The following is a 13,687-nucleotide window of genomic DNA, read 5'->3' on the forward strand; positions in this document are numbered from 1 at the left end:
CTTTAAACTACATAAACCATCAATCTGTGTGGGTACTCATCAAAAATAATCATCGTATAAGGAGGTGATCCAGCGCCAGGTTCCCCTAGCGCTACCTTGTTACGACTTCACCCCAGTCATGAACCACAAAGTGGTAAGCGTTCTCCCGAGGGTTAAACTACCTACTTCTTTTGCAGCCCACTCCCATGGTGTGACGGGCGGTGTGTACAAGGCCCGGGAACGTATTCACCGTGGCATTCTGATCCACGATTACTAGCGATTCCGACTTCATGGAGTCGAGTTGCAGACTCCAATCCGGACTACGACGCACTTTTTGGGATTCGCTCACTTTTGCAAGTTGGCCGCCCTCTGTATGCGCCATTGTAGCACGTGTGTAGCCCTACTCGTAAGGGCCATGATGACTTGACGTCGTCCCCACCTTCCTCCGGTTTATCACCGGCAGTCTCCCTGGAGTTCCCGACATTACTCGCTGGCAAACAAGGATAAGGGTTGCGCTCGTTGCGGGACTTAACCCAACATTTCACAACACGAGCTGACGACAGCCATGCAGCACCTGTCTCAGAGCTCCCGAAGGCACACCTGCGTCTCCGCTGGCTTCTCTGGATGTCAAGAGTAGGTAAGGTTCTTCGCGTTGCATCGAATTAAACCACATGCTCCACCGCTTGTGCGGGCCCCCGTCAATTCATTTGAGTTTTAATCTTGCGACCGTACTCCCCAGGCGGTCTACTTAACGCGTTAGCTCCGAAAGCCACGGCTCAAGGCCACAACCTCCAAGTAGACATCGTTTACGGCGTGGACTACCAGGGTATCTAATCCTGTTTGCTCCCCACGCTTTCGCATCTGAGTGTCAGTATCTGTCCAGGGGGCCGCCTTCGCCACTGGTATTCCTTCAGATCTCTACGCATTTCACCGCTACACCTGAAATTCTACCCCCCTCTACAGTACTCTAGATGACCAGTTTCAAATGCTATTCCGAGGTTGAGCCCCGGGCTTTCACATCTGACTTAATCATCCACCTGCATGCGCTTTACGCCCAGTAATTCCGATTAACGCTCGCACCCTCCGTATTACCGCGGCTGCTGGCACGGAGTTAGCCGGTGCTTCTTCTGCAGCTAACGTCAAATGAATGCGCTATTAACACATCCACCTTCCTCACTGCTGAAAGTACTTTACAACCCGAAGGCCTTCTTCATACACGCGGCATGGCTGCATCAGGCTTGCGCCCATTGTGCAATATTCCCCACTGCTGCCTCCCGTAGGAGTCTGGACCGTGTCTCAGTTCCAGTGTGGCTGATCATCCTCTCAGACCAGCTAGGGATCGTCGCCTTGGTGAGCCATTACCTCACCAACTAGCTAATCCCACCTGGGCATATCTTGACGCAAGAGGCCCGAAGGTCCCCCTCTTTGGCTTCCGTTCATTACAAACAAAAGCATTATGCGGTATTAGCCATCGTTTCCAATGGTTATCCCCCACATCAAGGCAATTTCCCAGGCATTACTCACCCGTCCGCCGCTCGACGCCGAAGTAGCAAGCTACTTCTCGTTTCCGCTCGACTTGCATGTGTTAGGCCTGCCGCCAGCGTTCAATCTGAGCCATGATCAAACTCTTCAATTTAAAGTTTTGATTTCCTAACTAAATAGGATTGGGCTCAATGAATACTGACTTCAAAACTAATATTTACCGCTTATTCGAAAATAAACAGAAACATGTAATTCTAAAGCTATTATCGTTCTCTTCTTAAATAAATAGGAACAGAACGATAATGAATTGACTGTGCCAAATAATGCCTTTCTACAAGAGAAAGTCGTTATTTGTATTGGTCACTCAGTTCATTGATACCTAAAGTGATTCAATAGAATCATTTTTGGATTATCATCAACGAGTGCCCACACAGATTGATAGGTTTATATTGTTAAAGAGCAATTCTTCTTTGATTTCGTTAACTCTTAAAGAAGAGTCGGCCATTCTAGCGATATAAAATTTAGTGTCAAACACTTTTTAAATTATTTTATATTTCTTTTTTGGCCTATCAACATGGCTTATTGAGCTGTGAGCCCTTGCCCTGTCGACGAGGAAGCATTATAGAGATCGCTATCACATTAGCAAGAGGTAAATTGAAAAAACTGGAAAAACAATGCCTAAGTGCCTAATATTCATTCAAGCTTCTATTTATTCAAGTTTACCCATAGACTTTAAAGGTAATATTCACAGAGTTATCCACAGGTGCGAGTTCAACATATGAAATTAAAGACCGCTTTAAGCAGTCTTTAATGAATATATAAATGCTCACTATATGCCTGAACCATCACTCTCATCATCATGAAGACCACATTCCCGCTTTAGACCAAAGAAACGTGTTTGCTCTTCACTCATACCAGGTTCCCATTTCTGAGTCGTATGTGTATCCCCAACAGACAAATAACCTTCATCTCTCAAAGGGTGATAACCCAAATGATACTCTTCTAAGTAATAGTGCACATCTTTATTAGTCCAATCGATAATAGGTAGAAACTTAAATACCCCATTTTGGACAGATAATATCGGTAAATGTGCACGTGAATTCGATTGTTCGCGGCGCAGCCCTGAAAACCAAACTTTTACATTAAGCTCATTGAGTGCTCGCCGCATAGGTTCAACCTTATTAATACGGTTATATTTCTCAATTCCTTCAACCCCTTGTTCCCACAATTTACCGTGGCGAGCTTCTTGCCAAGCTGTACTTTGCAGCGAGCGGTAGATCTTTAGATTGAGGTTTAACTTGTCAGTCAACTCGTCGATAAATTGATAAGTTTCAGCAAATAGATAGCCCGTATCGGTGAGTATGACTGGGATATTCGGTTTTACTTGGGTAACAAGATGCAACATTACTGCCGCTTGAACACCAAAACTCGATGAGATAGCATGCACGCCTTCAAGGTGCTCTACGGCCCAACTCACCCTTTCCTGGGCAGTTTGCTTTTCAAGTTGAACGTTGATTTTCGCCAAGTTTAGCGTTTGCTCAGTTTTTGTTGTACTGAGTAAATAATCTAAGTCTGGCTTTTCAATAACAGAATCATTCATAAAAATCCCTCTTAGACACTATCACCTCATCAATAATACCTGCGCGAATCGTAAAGTCTCCGAAGTGCTCACCTTCTTCGCGTTCACTCGACCAGCGCCCAACTAGATGATCGATTTCTTCTAATATCTGTTTATCTGTGATGTTTTCTTTGTACATCTTAGGTACTCGCGTTCCACCACGATTTCCGCCTAAGTGCAAATTATATCGACCTGGCGCCTTACCTACTAAACCAATCTCTGCCAACATAGCTCGTCCACACCCATTTGGGCATCCTGTAACACGTAAAATAATGTTGTCTTGCTCAGGAAATTCATGCTTATCGAGTATATTTTCTACATCAGTGACAAACTGAGGCAGAAAGCGCTCAGCTTCTGCCATTGCTAAAGGACAAGTTGGAAATGCCACACAAGCCATGGAATTCTTACGTTGCTCACTAACAGTTTGATCCATCAAACCATGCGACAGTGCGATTTTCTCTATTTGGGCTTTATCTTTACTCGATATGCCAGCAACAATAAGATTTTGGTTGGCCGTCATACGAAAATCGCCTTGGTGAATCTTAGCAATCTCTGCTACACCTGATTTGAGCGGCTTATTTGGGTAGTCCAGCAGGCGGCCATTTTCTATAAAGAGCGTCAAGTGGTGCTTACCATCAATGCCTTTAGCCCAGCCTATTCGATCCCCTCGCTCGGTAAATTCGTAAGGTCGACTCTTTGCAAACAGCACTCCGGAACGCTTTTCTACTTCCGCCTTAAACACATCACTACCAACGCGATCTAACGTGTATTTTGTTTTAGCATTTTTACGATTTGACCGGTTACCCCAGTCTCGCTGAGTAGTCACCACCGCAGTAGCAACATCAAGAGTTTTATCTAGTGGGATATAACCAAAATCATCGGCACGCCTAGGGTAAGTTGATGTATCCCCATGAGTCATGGCCAAACCACCACCCACAAGAACATTAAAGCCCACCAGCTTGCCTTCTTTAGCAATAGCAACAAAATTTAGGTCATTGGCATGAACATCTACATCATTTTGCGGCGGTATGACGACTGTAGTTTTAAACTTACGGGGCAAATAGTGATTACCTAAAATTGGCTCGTCGTCTTCCGTGGTCTCTACTTTTTCTCCATCAAGCCAAATTTCTGCATAAGCTTTGGTCTTGGGTAATAGGTGCTCACTGATCTTTTTAGCCCATTGATAAGCTTGTTGGTGAAGTTCTGACTCCACCGGATTAGTGGTACATAACACATTGCGGTTAACATCCCCCGCTGTGGCAATAGAATCAATACCAATGCTATTTAGCGTTTGATGCATAAGTTTAATATTGGGTTTCAATACACCATGAAATTGGAACGTCTGGCGTGTGGTTAAGCGAATACTGCCATACAGAGAATGTTCAGTCGCAAACTTATCGATCGCTAGCCACTGCTGCGGTGAAATAATCCCCCCAGGCATACGCGCTCGAAGCATCACATTATGCAAAGGCTCAAGTTTTTGTTTTACACGTTCATTACGAATATCACGATCATCTTGCTGATACATACCGTGGAACCGGATAAGCTGGAAGTTATCAGCCGTAAATCCACCAGTGATAGGATCTTGCAGTTCCTGCTCGATCGTACCGCGCAGAAAATTACTCTCTTTTTTTAAACGTTCATTGTCCGCCAAAGGGCCCAGCTCTTCCCCTAATAAAAGTTGAGTATTATTGGTTATTGAAGTGCTCATTAGTAGACATCCTTTTGATAACGTTTTTCTTTGCGTAGCTGATTAATAAATTCTTCGGCATCATCTCGCGATCTTTTTCCATATTGTTCGACGACATGGATTAAGGCTTGATGAACATCTTTTGCCATACGCGACGCGTCACCACAAACATAGATATAAGCGCCTTGCTCAAGCCAGCTCCACACTTCTTCACCCTTATCCAAAATACGATGTTGAACGTAAACTTTTTCGCTCTGATCGCGACTAAATGCCACATCAAGATGATTAAGCACGCCAGATTTAAGATACTTTTGCCACTCAGACTGATAGAGAAAGTCCTGAGTAAATGTACGATCGCCAAAAAACAGCCAATTCTTACCTTGTGCCTCCCGAGTATCACGCTCTTGGATAAAACTGCGAAATGGTGCAATACCTGTCCCTGGCCCTATCATAATAATGGGAGTACTATCATCCGCTGGAAGCTTAAAATTGTTATTATGCTCAACAAATACTTTCACTTCTGCGCCTTCATCAAGTCGACAATTGAGAAAACTCGATGCACCACCAAAACGTTGCTCACCACCTTGCTGATATTCAACCAAACCTACCGTTAAGTGCACCTCCTGCTCCACCTCACTTTGACTCGATGCAATCGAATATAAACGTGGCGTAAGGCGACGCAGCATGCTCACTAATTCTTGCGCTGATAATTGGGTTTTCTTTTCATTGAGCACATCAACAATCTGGGTCTGGTTGGCGTATTCACGCAGCTTGTCTTTGTTTTCTGCCAGTTTGAGTAATTTTTTACTCCCTGAATACTCGGCAAACTTAGCCACAAACTGTGGATTAGCAGCGGTGATTTCGAACTGGCTAACCAATGCGCTATGAATAGATAGGCTTTTGCCATCAAGCTCGATGCTTTCAACGCCAGATAGTGACACCTTGGCCAATATGGCATTGGCTAAGTCAGAGCTATTTTCAAACCACACACCAAGTGCGTCTCCCGGCTGATAACTTAAACTCGAACCCTCTAAATCAATCTCAATATGACGTACATCCTTGCCAGATTGGCGACCTGTTATTTTCTGATTTGTCAGCAATGTGGCAGGGTAAGGGTGTTTTTTATTGTAAGGCGATGGTGAGGCTTGACCAATTGGCAACTGCACGACTTGAGCTTCGCTGTTGGTCGATGCTAGGTCTTGTTTTACCTGCTCTAATGCTTTTTGGCGCCAGTTAACTGCGTCGGCTTCATAATCAACATCACAATCAATGCGCTCGATAAAGGAATTAGCGCCAAGTTTTGCAAGGCAAGAGTCAAAATCTTTTCCTGTCTGGCAGAAAAATTCGTAGCTCGAATCACCCAACGCAATTACGCCATATTGTAAATTTGGCAATTTAGGCGCTTTCTTCGATTGAAGAAACTCGTGTAGCTCAATAGCATTATCCGGCGCTTCACCTTCACCATTGGTCGAAGCAACAATAATTACATGGGTTTCTTTGGCTAGCTGCTTACCTTTGTAGTCACTGGCGTCGTATAGCTGAACGGCAATACCTTGAGCGGCGGCCTCACTTTCTAGCGCTTCAGCCACACCTTTAGCATTACCAGTTTGAGAAGCAAAAATAATACTCAGTTTCCCCGCAGGCTTGGCAGCCAACGCAACCTGAACACTTGATGCTGCTTGCTCAGAAAATTGAGCTTGAGATAATCCCCAAAAATAACCACTGACCCATGACAATTGCTGTGGTGACAATTCTGAAATGGTTTGCTGAAGCGAGTTCAACTGTTGGTCATTTAAGGGGGAAGCGATTGACGGTAGTTCTGGCGCCAGCCCAGAAGGTGGCACCTTGTTATTTAAAGACATGGTTTCGACATCCCTATTCATTGCATTATGTTAGATTAACCACTCTCTTTAATAACAAGAAAGAATAGAAATGAATGTTTTATAACTTTTTGAATTAAAGAAAGCTTGTTTTTTCATCGCAAGCGATCAATCTACCTCTACACGAACTTGAGTAAAGCCAACAGCCATGGCAGATTTCGACGCTAGATCTAAATCTGGATAATGACACTCTTCACCGTGAACATCGGTAAGCAGAACAAAACCACCACGGGCATGACGAAATTCAACGATCCAAGTTCCTTCCTGGGCCGAGGGTTCAATAATGGCTTCAACGAGCTGTTCTTCTCGGTAAAGATTTCTAAGTTCATTTATCGTCATAAGAATCCTTCCCATAACTAATGATAACGATCACCATTAATCATGGCCTACAGGACAAAGAACTGCTAATAAAAACCACCATGTTATAACTAATGGGAATAAAAAACGCTGCGATATTACGCAGCGTTTTGATTTATCTTAATCTTAATTTAATAATGGCTAGAAACTGTATTCCGCTCCGATGAAAAAGCCGTTAGCCATGATAAAAGGCTTACCCAATATGGTATTGGTTGTAGTCGCTTTAAACTCATCAGATTCAAGGTCAATTACGCGATAACCACCACGAAAGGTTAATGTCGAGTCTTTAATCGGCATACGATACTGCATCCCTGCCATAAGATCGGTACTCTTGATACCGCTGCTGTCACCAAAATTCATTTCACCAATGATATCAAAGTTAGTGTCTGGCACAGTTATTTCTGCATAACCATAAAAGGCCCATAACAATTCATTAAAATCTTTTGTTTGGCCATTATCAGCATTTTTGTATTTGGTATTACTTAGGTCACTGAACGTAATACCCGCATCAAAATACAATAAATCATGTTCTAAAACAGGGTAGTACAGAGTTAAGTCCAGCTTATCAAACGCCATATATTCGTTATCAACACCAGTGGTTCTTAACCTAGCATTGGGGACATATTTAAAGTCGTGCTCAATGGCTACATAGATAGAGGGCGTTACTTCTTTATCGCGGTCAACTTCATTAACTTCGGTTTCTATCCACCACGCTTCAGCACCCACTTTTGCCACCACAGAATCCTCTGCTATCGCTGCAAAACTTGCCATTGACATTGCAACTGCAGTCATCGCTACTAGTGCTGTTTTGTTCATTTCTTGAACTCCTGAGCCTATCTACCATGAAGATGTTGCAGCGATAATAACACATTCTGTAGGCGGAGAATTGTCAAATTCCTGCGCGAATTAGCGGTGTTTACATACGTAATTTTTGAAAAACCAAATACCTATTGCAATGACAATAAGGTATGGAATGAGCTTAAACACAGCACCGACCATTCCAAATAAGGCCATCACTAATAAACCAAAGCCAGCAGCAGCGAAGACAGTTAGCATAGTAAAGCCTGTTACCAGCAAGGTGGCAATAAAAACCAATATAAAGATCAGTTCTAGCATCATTTTCTCCTTTGTTAACAGTAACATTGCAGAAACTACGCCAAGTTTTATATTTAAACTTAAGAATCTGATTTATATAGAAATAAAAAGAGCGCTGAATACAGCGCTCTTTAAATAAACAATCATAACTGGTGAAATTCACCACATTCTAGTCATCAATAGGTAATATTTACACATTCAGCTCTTGGGGAATTTTACTCAAAGCCGTTTCTACGACTTCAACACCAGAGCCTGGCTTGTGGGCGTTTTCACTAATATAACGGCGCCACTGGCGCGCGCCTGGCATGTTCTGGAAAAGGCCCAACATATGACGAGTGATATGACCAAGGTAAGCGCCGTTTGATAACTGCTTCTCAATATACGGGTACATCTCTTCCACCACTTGAGTGCGCTTTTTCACCGGCGTATCCAAACCAAAAATGTCTTGGTCAACCTGAGCGAGTAGGTAAGGATTTTGGTACGCTTCACGGCCAACCATAACACCATCTAAATACGTAAGATGTTCTTTTGCCTCTTCAAGCATTTTTACACCACCATTAATGGCAATGTTAAGATCGGCAAAGTCTTGCTTAAGCTGATAGGCACGTGGATAGTCCAGCGGTGGGATCTCTCGGTTTTGCTTTGGGCTTAAGCCAGATAACCACGCTTTACGGGCATGAATAGTAAACTGTTCACAGCCCCCTTTGTCAGCGACAATCGATACAAAGTCGCTCAAAAATTGATAAGAGTCCTGCTCATCGATACCAATGCGAGTTTTCACTGTCACTGGGATATCTACCACATCTCGCATCGCGGCAATACAATCTGCCACCAGCTGAGGTTCAGCCATTAAGCAAGCACCAAAACGACCGTTTTGCACTCTATCTGATGGGCAACCAACATTGAGGTTAACCTCATCGTAGCCTCTTTGCTGCGCAAGCTTAGCGCAAATGGCCAAGTCTTGTGGGTTTGAACCACCAAGCTGAAGCGCAAGCGGATGCTCTTCTTGGTTATGGGCCAAAAAGTCACCTTTACCGTGAATAATCGCCCCTGTCGTGATCATCTCGGTATAGAGCAAAGACTCACCGGTCAACAAACGATGAAAGTAGCGACAATGACGATCGGTCCAATCCAACATAGGTGCTATTGAAAATCGGTTGGCGGCGTATTTTCTGGTATTGTCAGGTTTCATAAGGTGTTACTCAAAATCTTACGACTGTAAATCACTACAGAAATTGGCTACAAAAAAACACGAAAACCGCCTATACCTGGTTTATTGTGAATATCGTAGTTAAAAATAATCGGCAGATTATACACGCAGAATCGAAAAAATTCAGAAAAAGAATGCGCTTTTTTAACTTGTAAAAAACACCTAACCTCTTTCAAGGTTAGGTGGATTGTTGCTTTGATAATACCTTACATCCAGCTCTATTATGTGTGTATTAATAGAACTGGTCGTGTATTACTGAAGGCTTTCGATTTGGTCGGCGAGTTTGATTTGCTCAGACGCTCCGTGGACGATTGGGCGCAGTACATTATCACGTAGTGTTTGCTTGCCTATCTTGCGCATCGATTCTTCAAACACGTGGCGATTGTCCTTGCCAACCCAATTTTTAACCTCACTGGTCATTTGCGGGGTGAAAATAGCACGGCACACATCGTCTACATGAGCGCTATTATCACTTGAGCTTTCTAAATCTGCTAAAAACTTATCACGATTAAATACATAAACCGAGGTATCTTTATGGCCCCAGTTTCCCGGGATATTGATCGCTGACGACATAAACTCTCGTCCAACAATAGGCTTAATCAATTGTTTAGCCAAGCGATATAAATTCACCGCAGGCGCAATTGGGTTAGGAATTTGCCAAGGCTTTTTAGATTTGTTTGCTTCAATCACACTGATATAATCACTCGAGTCAACTTTGCCCTCTTTCTTGCCAAGGTAACCGTTTTTACTGGTTAATCTTTTTACAATTCGACGTTCAAAATCATTGGCAAAGCCCTGCTCTTCGGCGAACTTAAACAAAGAATCAATCTGATCAAATCGCTCGTTTTTATTTTGCGGCTGAATATCAATATTTTGCTGCTTGGCAATATGCTGCGCTACAAAGGCAGAAAAGCCAGTGTAGTTATCTTGCTTATTGAGCGCCTGTTTTGCTTTTTCTATCACTTCAAGCGTCGAGTTATCGGCATTGATCTTATCAAAAGCTTCGCGGTACAGCTTTCTGTAATGCCCAGAATGCTCTTCACCATATTTAAGCAAAGGTTTACCCGCAGCTTGTAAAGTCTCACTGGCGTTTTTGTCTGGGTTCTTAACAGCGGTTTGGAAGATGTTTAGCCACACTTTTGGTAGCGCTTGATCTTGGCTCAGTTCATAGAGCTTTTTGATCCTGCGTTGAATGACTTCGAATGGGGTTTTACCGGGCTCAGACCAGCGGCTGATCTCTTTCTCTTTGTCTGACTTCTCATCAGAGACTTCAAATACCTTGTTGGAATACTGAGCAGCGATTTGACTTAATCCAACCCCTCCAATAGTCGCGCCAACGCCAGCATAAAGCACAGGCGCAATGCCTGTCCCAAGAGGTCCACCAAGTATCATACCTAGCTGTCCGAGAGTAAGCACTGAGTTACCGAGCGTTTCTGCAATCACGACATTACGTTGATGACGATTAAATTGACTTAGAATTCCTTTAACTTCTGTTAGATCTTTATCCGAGCTATCTAATACTTTTGAGTCACGGATCTGATCTAACCAATCGTTTAAAGACTTAGCTTCATGGATTCCAAGCGCTGTTTTAGTTAAACCAGCCACCACCATTTGTGCTTGGCCTACCACATTAAACGCATCACCAACTTGAGACAAAGCATTAGTCAAGGTTTGCACTGAAGTACCTGCCAGCGCCTCTATCGTTGCTCTAGCCTCAAATGAAATCATGCCCCAATACATGCCACTTAGACCAGATTCGGTAAATGCAGAAGCCACATAAGCATCAGCAAATTTGGCCACTTTATCATCCTGATTGGCTTTAAATTTAGCAACTTGCTGAAGAAATTCATGACATTCTGGTGAGGACGGATCAAATAACTGGCTTTGGTTATTAGTCGTTAACAGCTTTTGCACATTCTCGGGAAGTACAGTGATATCAAGATCTGCCTTAGTGCTCATCACCTGATTATGGCTAAATAATTCTTCCTTAAGCTGTTTTAGCGTGGCAATATTATCTGTGAGTGTTTTAAGGTCACCGTCGGCTTGTTTACCTGATTTTAAAATGGGTTTGACCGATTCTAGTACATTGGCCTTAAATTTGAGCTGTTCAAGTAGCGCACTTTGGATATTTTCTATTTGGTTTTTATCAACGGCATTAATAAGTTGCTCTTTTAGCACTAACTCATCACTTAGTGCCTCCATTACTGCGCCGCCAATATCTTCTCTCAGCGTATTTTGCTCAGCTATAAGAGCAGTAAAAGCCTCACGAGTCTCATCTGATTCTTCCTTAGCCCCTTTCCAACCAGTAAACACTACACCAGCAAAGACGGGGTATAAAAGAGTACTTTGCGCAGCTAAAACCAAAGAGCGTGGTAGACCTGAATTCTCCAAACTTACAGCAAGGTCGTCACCGCCATCAATAACCAGTACTGGCCCCGACTCGTTTGGAGTAAAAGAGGTCACATTATGAACATCACGACCTCTTATCATTCTCTCCATAGCGACCATATGTTTCGCTCTGTGTTTCAAAAAACCACCTTGCAGAGCTTGCTTCATTTTTTCCAATGATGGGAAACGAAAGCTTTGCTCCAGCGCACCGCCGCTAACTTTCCATGGGTAGTTTGTGTTTGATGAACGAGTTATTTCTACATCCCATGTCTGCTCTATGTTTGATGCCAGCGATTTATCACTAGAATAGTTACCTTGTAAATAGTCTTTGAGTGACTTCAGAGAATCAAATACCCGTATCTTGTTATATAACTCACTGGTTAACTCCCATGAAGAAAAACCACGACGTGCTATTTGCACATCAAATTCTTTACTCAAGGATTGTATTTCATTTTTCAATAATGCTCGGTCATCCAGACGCACAACATTAGCTCTAATATTTTTTCTATCAGGATTCAAAACTGTTGTCTGAGGTAGCTTTATTGCTCGCTTGGTATTTTCCACCTTTGCAATAGAGATAACCTCTCTACTTTCATTTTTTTGATTAGCCGTGTCAAATGACGTTTCTTGGGACTGTTTTACAGCTGATAACATTTTGGACCTATAAATTAATTACTATTACTCTGTGAACACTAAGCTCACGCCTTCCCAGCGTGCCGGGATGCATAATATAAGTGATAACAAGTACCATTTCCATTTGAGTTTATCCATTGATTACAATGAGTTGGTCGATTCAATTAGATAAATGATTTGGTTAGTGATTTAATGTTCAAGGACTTCAAAGCAACTACTTCAGCTCTAAAGAAAATACGGAATTAGACATAAAAGGTGATTAAGTTTGCAGTTAAAGTGTTTAGACAGGATCCTCATTTCAGGCAAAAAAAAGCTGGCACGGAGAAGCCAGCTAAAGTCTCATTAACAACCCATCACATACTAATTACCTTGAGGCAAGGTAAGCATAATCAATATTGGTATGTGGATACAAATATGTCGCTTATTTAAGCTTTTTCATCAGTATTTTGCGTATCATTTCCCGAATTAAAGTAAATACTCAAGACCGAATGACTGCTTTATGTGATTGACATCGACTCTTGCGGCTTTGCTGAACTATCAATGTACTAAAATAAAAAAAGCTGACCGTAATCAATACGGCCAGCAAAGTTGTACAGAGTTAAAAGACAAACATGAATGCATATAGTGCATATATCCCGATTAAGGATGAGCAAAACATACGGCAAAAACAATATGAACTCAAGCTCATATTGTTTACTAACTGTTTCTTTTGTTATTTTCTGTATATCACGCACAAAGAAAAACAATATAAGTGATTGATTTGTAATGTTTACTGTCAAATTCTCACCATATTTCACGTAAAAGCCCAACCATAGTTAAACTCTATAATATGCACGCGGTCTTATATAATGAAAATAAAACAATTACTTGCTTGTACTACAGCACTTATGGCGATGTCGACTCAGGCTCAAATCTCAACGTACGTCTATTGTGGTTTAGCCGATGGTAGTGATTGGGAATGGCATTTAGATCACAATGATGACTACTCAATCATTTATGGTCGCTGGGCAAGGGTGACTGAAGAAAATGGACGATACTTCAATGTCTTTCGAGTTAATGAATCAGACTTACAAGCTTTGGCACTAAGTTGTCCATCTGGCTATCAACCTCAACCTGCCGACAGTGGTACATCCTACTGGGAGTTATTTGAAGTATTACGAGCAGATGGTTCAAAATATATTATCAATTCTTATCGTACTTACTATATCCATGGTACCTCTCGAATTGAGTCAAACTTTCAGCTGCGTGTATAATTTTACTCATACGCAAACCTCAATGTGAACTCTCTTAAGCACAGGTGATCAGAAAAAATGGCTGACCCAAATGTGTGAGTTGGGGGCCAGCACCGTTCCATG

At 42.4% G+C, this 13,687-nt stretch carries 9 protein-coding genes and 1 rRNA gene; 1 reads left to right on the forward strand and 9 read right to left on the reverse strand.

The window, feature by feature from the left end; translation table 11 throughout:
- Positions 1 to 57 precede the first annotated feature (57 nt).
- From OCV27_RS13300 to OCV27_RS13340, 9 genes are all read right to left on the reverse strand, one after another.
- Positions 58 to 1,615: ribosomal RNA gene (locus OCV27_RS13300) — 16S ribosomal RNA — on the reverse strand.
- A gap of 675 nt (positions 1,616 to 2,290) precedes the next feature.
- Positions 2,291 to 3,061, reverse strand: a complete 771-nt coding sequence (locus OCV27_RS13305; protein WP_125322376.1) for a phosphoadenylyl-sulfate reductase — start codon at positions 3,059 to 3,061, stop codon at positions 2,291 to 2,293.
- Positions 3,054 to 4,790: an assimilatory sulfite reductase (NADPH) hemoprotein subunit gene (cysI, locus tag OCV27_RS13310; protein WP_125322375.1), complete on the reverse strand. Its 1,737-nt coding sequence runs from the start codon at positions 4,788 to 4,790 to the stop codon at positions 3,054 to 3,056. Before cysI ends, OCV27_RS13305 begins: the two co-directional genes overlap by 8 nt.
- Positions 4,790 to 6,631: an assimilatory sulfite reductase (NADPH) flavoprotein subunit gene (locus tag OCV27_RS13315; protein WP_125322374.1), complete on the reverse strand. Its 1,842-nt coding sequence runs from the start codon at positions 6,629 to 6,631 to the stop codon at positions 4,790 to 4,792. The genes cysI and OCV27_RS13315 overlap by 1 nt, the downstream gene beginning before the upstream one ends.
- A gap of 126 nt (positions 6,632 to 6,757) precedes the next feature.
- Complete coding sequence (locus OCV27_RS13320) at positions 6,758 to 6,988, reverse strand: hypothetical protein (protein ID WP_125322373.1); 231 nt, start codon at positions 6,986 to 6,988, stop codon at positions 6,758 to 6,760.
- Positions 6,989 to 7,147: 159 nt separating this feature from the next.
- Complete coding sequence (locus OCV27_RS13325; RefSeq protein ID WP_125322372.1) at positions 7,148 to 7,822, reverse strand: TIGR04219 family outer membrane beta-barrel protein; 675 nt, start codon at positions 7,820 to 7,822, stop codon at positions 7,148 to 7,150.
- A gap of 90 nt (positions 7,823 to 7,912) precedes the next feature.
- On the reverse strand, positions 7,913 to 8,122 hold the full coding sequence (gene pspG / locus OCV27_RS13330) for an envelope stress response protein PspG (protein WP_125322381.1): 210 nt from the start codon (positions 8,120 to 8,122) through the stop codon (positions 7,913 to 7,915).
- A gap of 169 nt (positions 8,123 to 8,291) precedes the next feature.
- Positions 8,292 to 9,293, reverse strand: coding sequence for a tRNA dihydrouridine(20/20a) synthase DusA (gene dusA / locus OCV27_RS13335; protein ID WP_125322371.1), 1,002 nt, complete (start codon positions 9,291 to 9,293; stop codon positions 8,292 to 8,294).
- Between the two features lie 270 nt (positions 9,294 to 9,563).
- Entirely contained in the window at positions 9,564 to 12,353 is a 2,790-nt protein-coding gene (locus OCV27_RS13340) for a hypothetical protein (RefSeq protein WP_125322370.1), read from the reverse strand.
- An 827-nt stretch (positions 12,354 to 13,180) separates the two neighbouring features.
- Between OCV27_RS13340 and OCV27_RS13345 the strand changes: the two genes are divergently transcribed.
- The gene (locus OCV27_RS13345) at positions 13,181 to 13,585 is read left to right on the forward strand and encodes a hypothetical protein (protein WP_125322369.1); all 405 of its coding nucleotides are present in this window, start codon (positions 13,181 to 13,183) and stop codon (positions 13,583 to 13,585) included.
- Positions 13,586 to 13,687 lie beyond the last annotated feature (102 nt).

The sequence above is a fragment of the Vibrio pectenicida genome, from assembly GCA_024347015.1.
In the GTDB taxonomy this organism is placed as follows: domain Bacteria; phylum Pseudomonadota; class Gammaproteobacteria; order Enterobacterales; family Vibrionaceae; genus Vibrio; species Vibrio pectenicida.

Excerpts from the sequence above, each read along its gene's own strand:
- OCV27_RS13305 (WP_125322376.1), bottom strand. The coding sequence starts at position 3,061 with ATGAATGATTCTGTTATTGAAAAGCCAGACTTAGATTATTTACTCAGT.
- cysI (WP_125322375.1), bottom strand. The coding sequence starts at position 4,790 with ATGAGCACTTCAATAACCAATAATACTCAACTTTTATTAGGGGAAGAG.
- OCV27_RS13315 (WP_125322374.1), bottom strand. The coding sequence starts at position 6,631 with ATGTCTTTAAATAACAAGGTGCCACCTTCTGGGCTGGCGCCAGAACTA.
- OCV27_RS13320 (WP_125322373.1), bottom strand. The coding sequence starts at position 6,988 with ATGACGATAAATGAACTTAGAAATCTTTACCGAGAAGAACAGCTCGTT.
- OCV27_RS13325 (WP_125322372.1), bottom strand. The coding sequence starts at position 7,822 with ATGAACAAAACAGCACTAGTAGCGATGACTGCAGTTGCAATGTCAATG.
- pspG (WP_125322381.1), bottom strand. The coding sequence starts at position 8,122 with ATGCTAGAACTGATCTTTATATTGGTTTTTATTGCCACCTTGCTGGTA.
- dusA (WP_125322371.1), bottom strand. The coding sequence starts at position 9,293 with ATGAAACCTGACAATACCAGAAAATACGCCGCCAACCGATTTTCAATA.
- OCV27_RS13340 (WP_125322370.1), bottom strand. The coding sequence starts at position 12,353 with ATGTTATCAGCTGTAAAACAGTCCCAAGAAACGTCATTTGACACGGCT.
- OCV27_RS13345 (WP_125322369.1), top strand. The coding sequence starts at position 13,181 with ATGAAAATAAAACAATTACTTGCTTGTACTACAGCACTTATGGCGATG.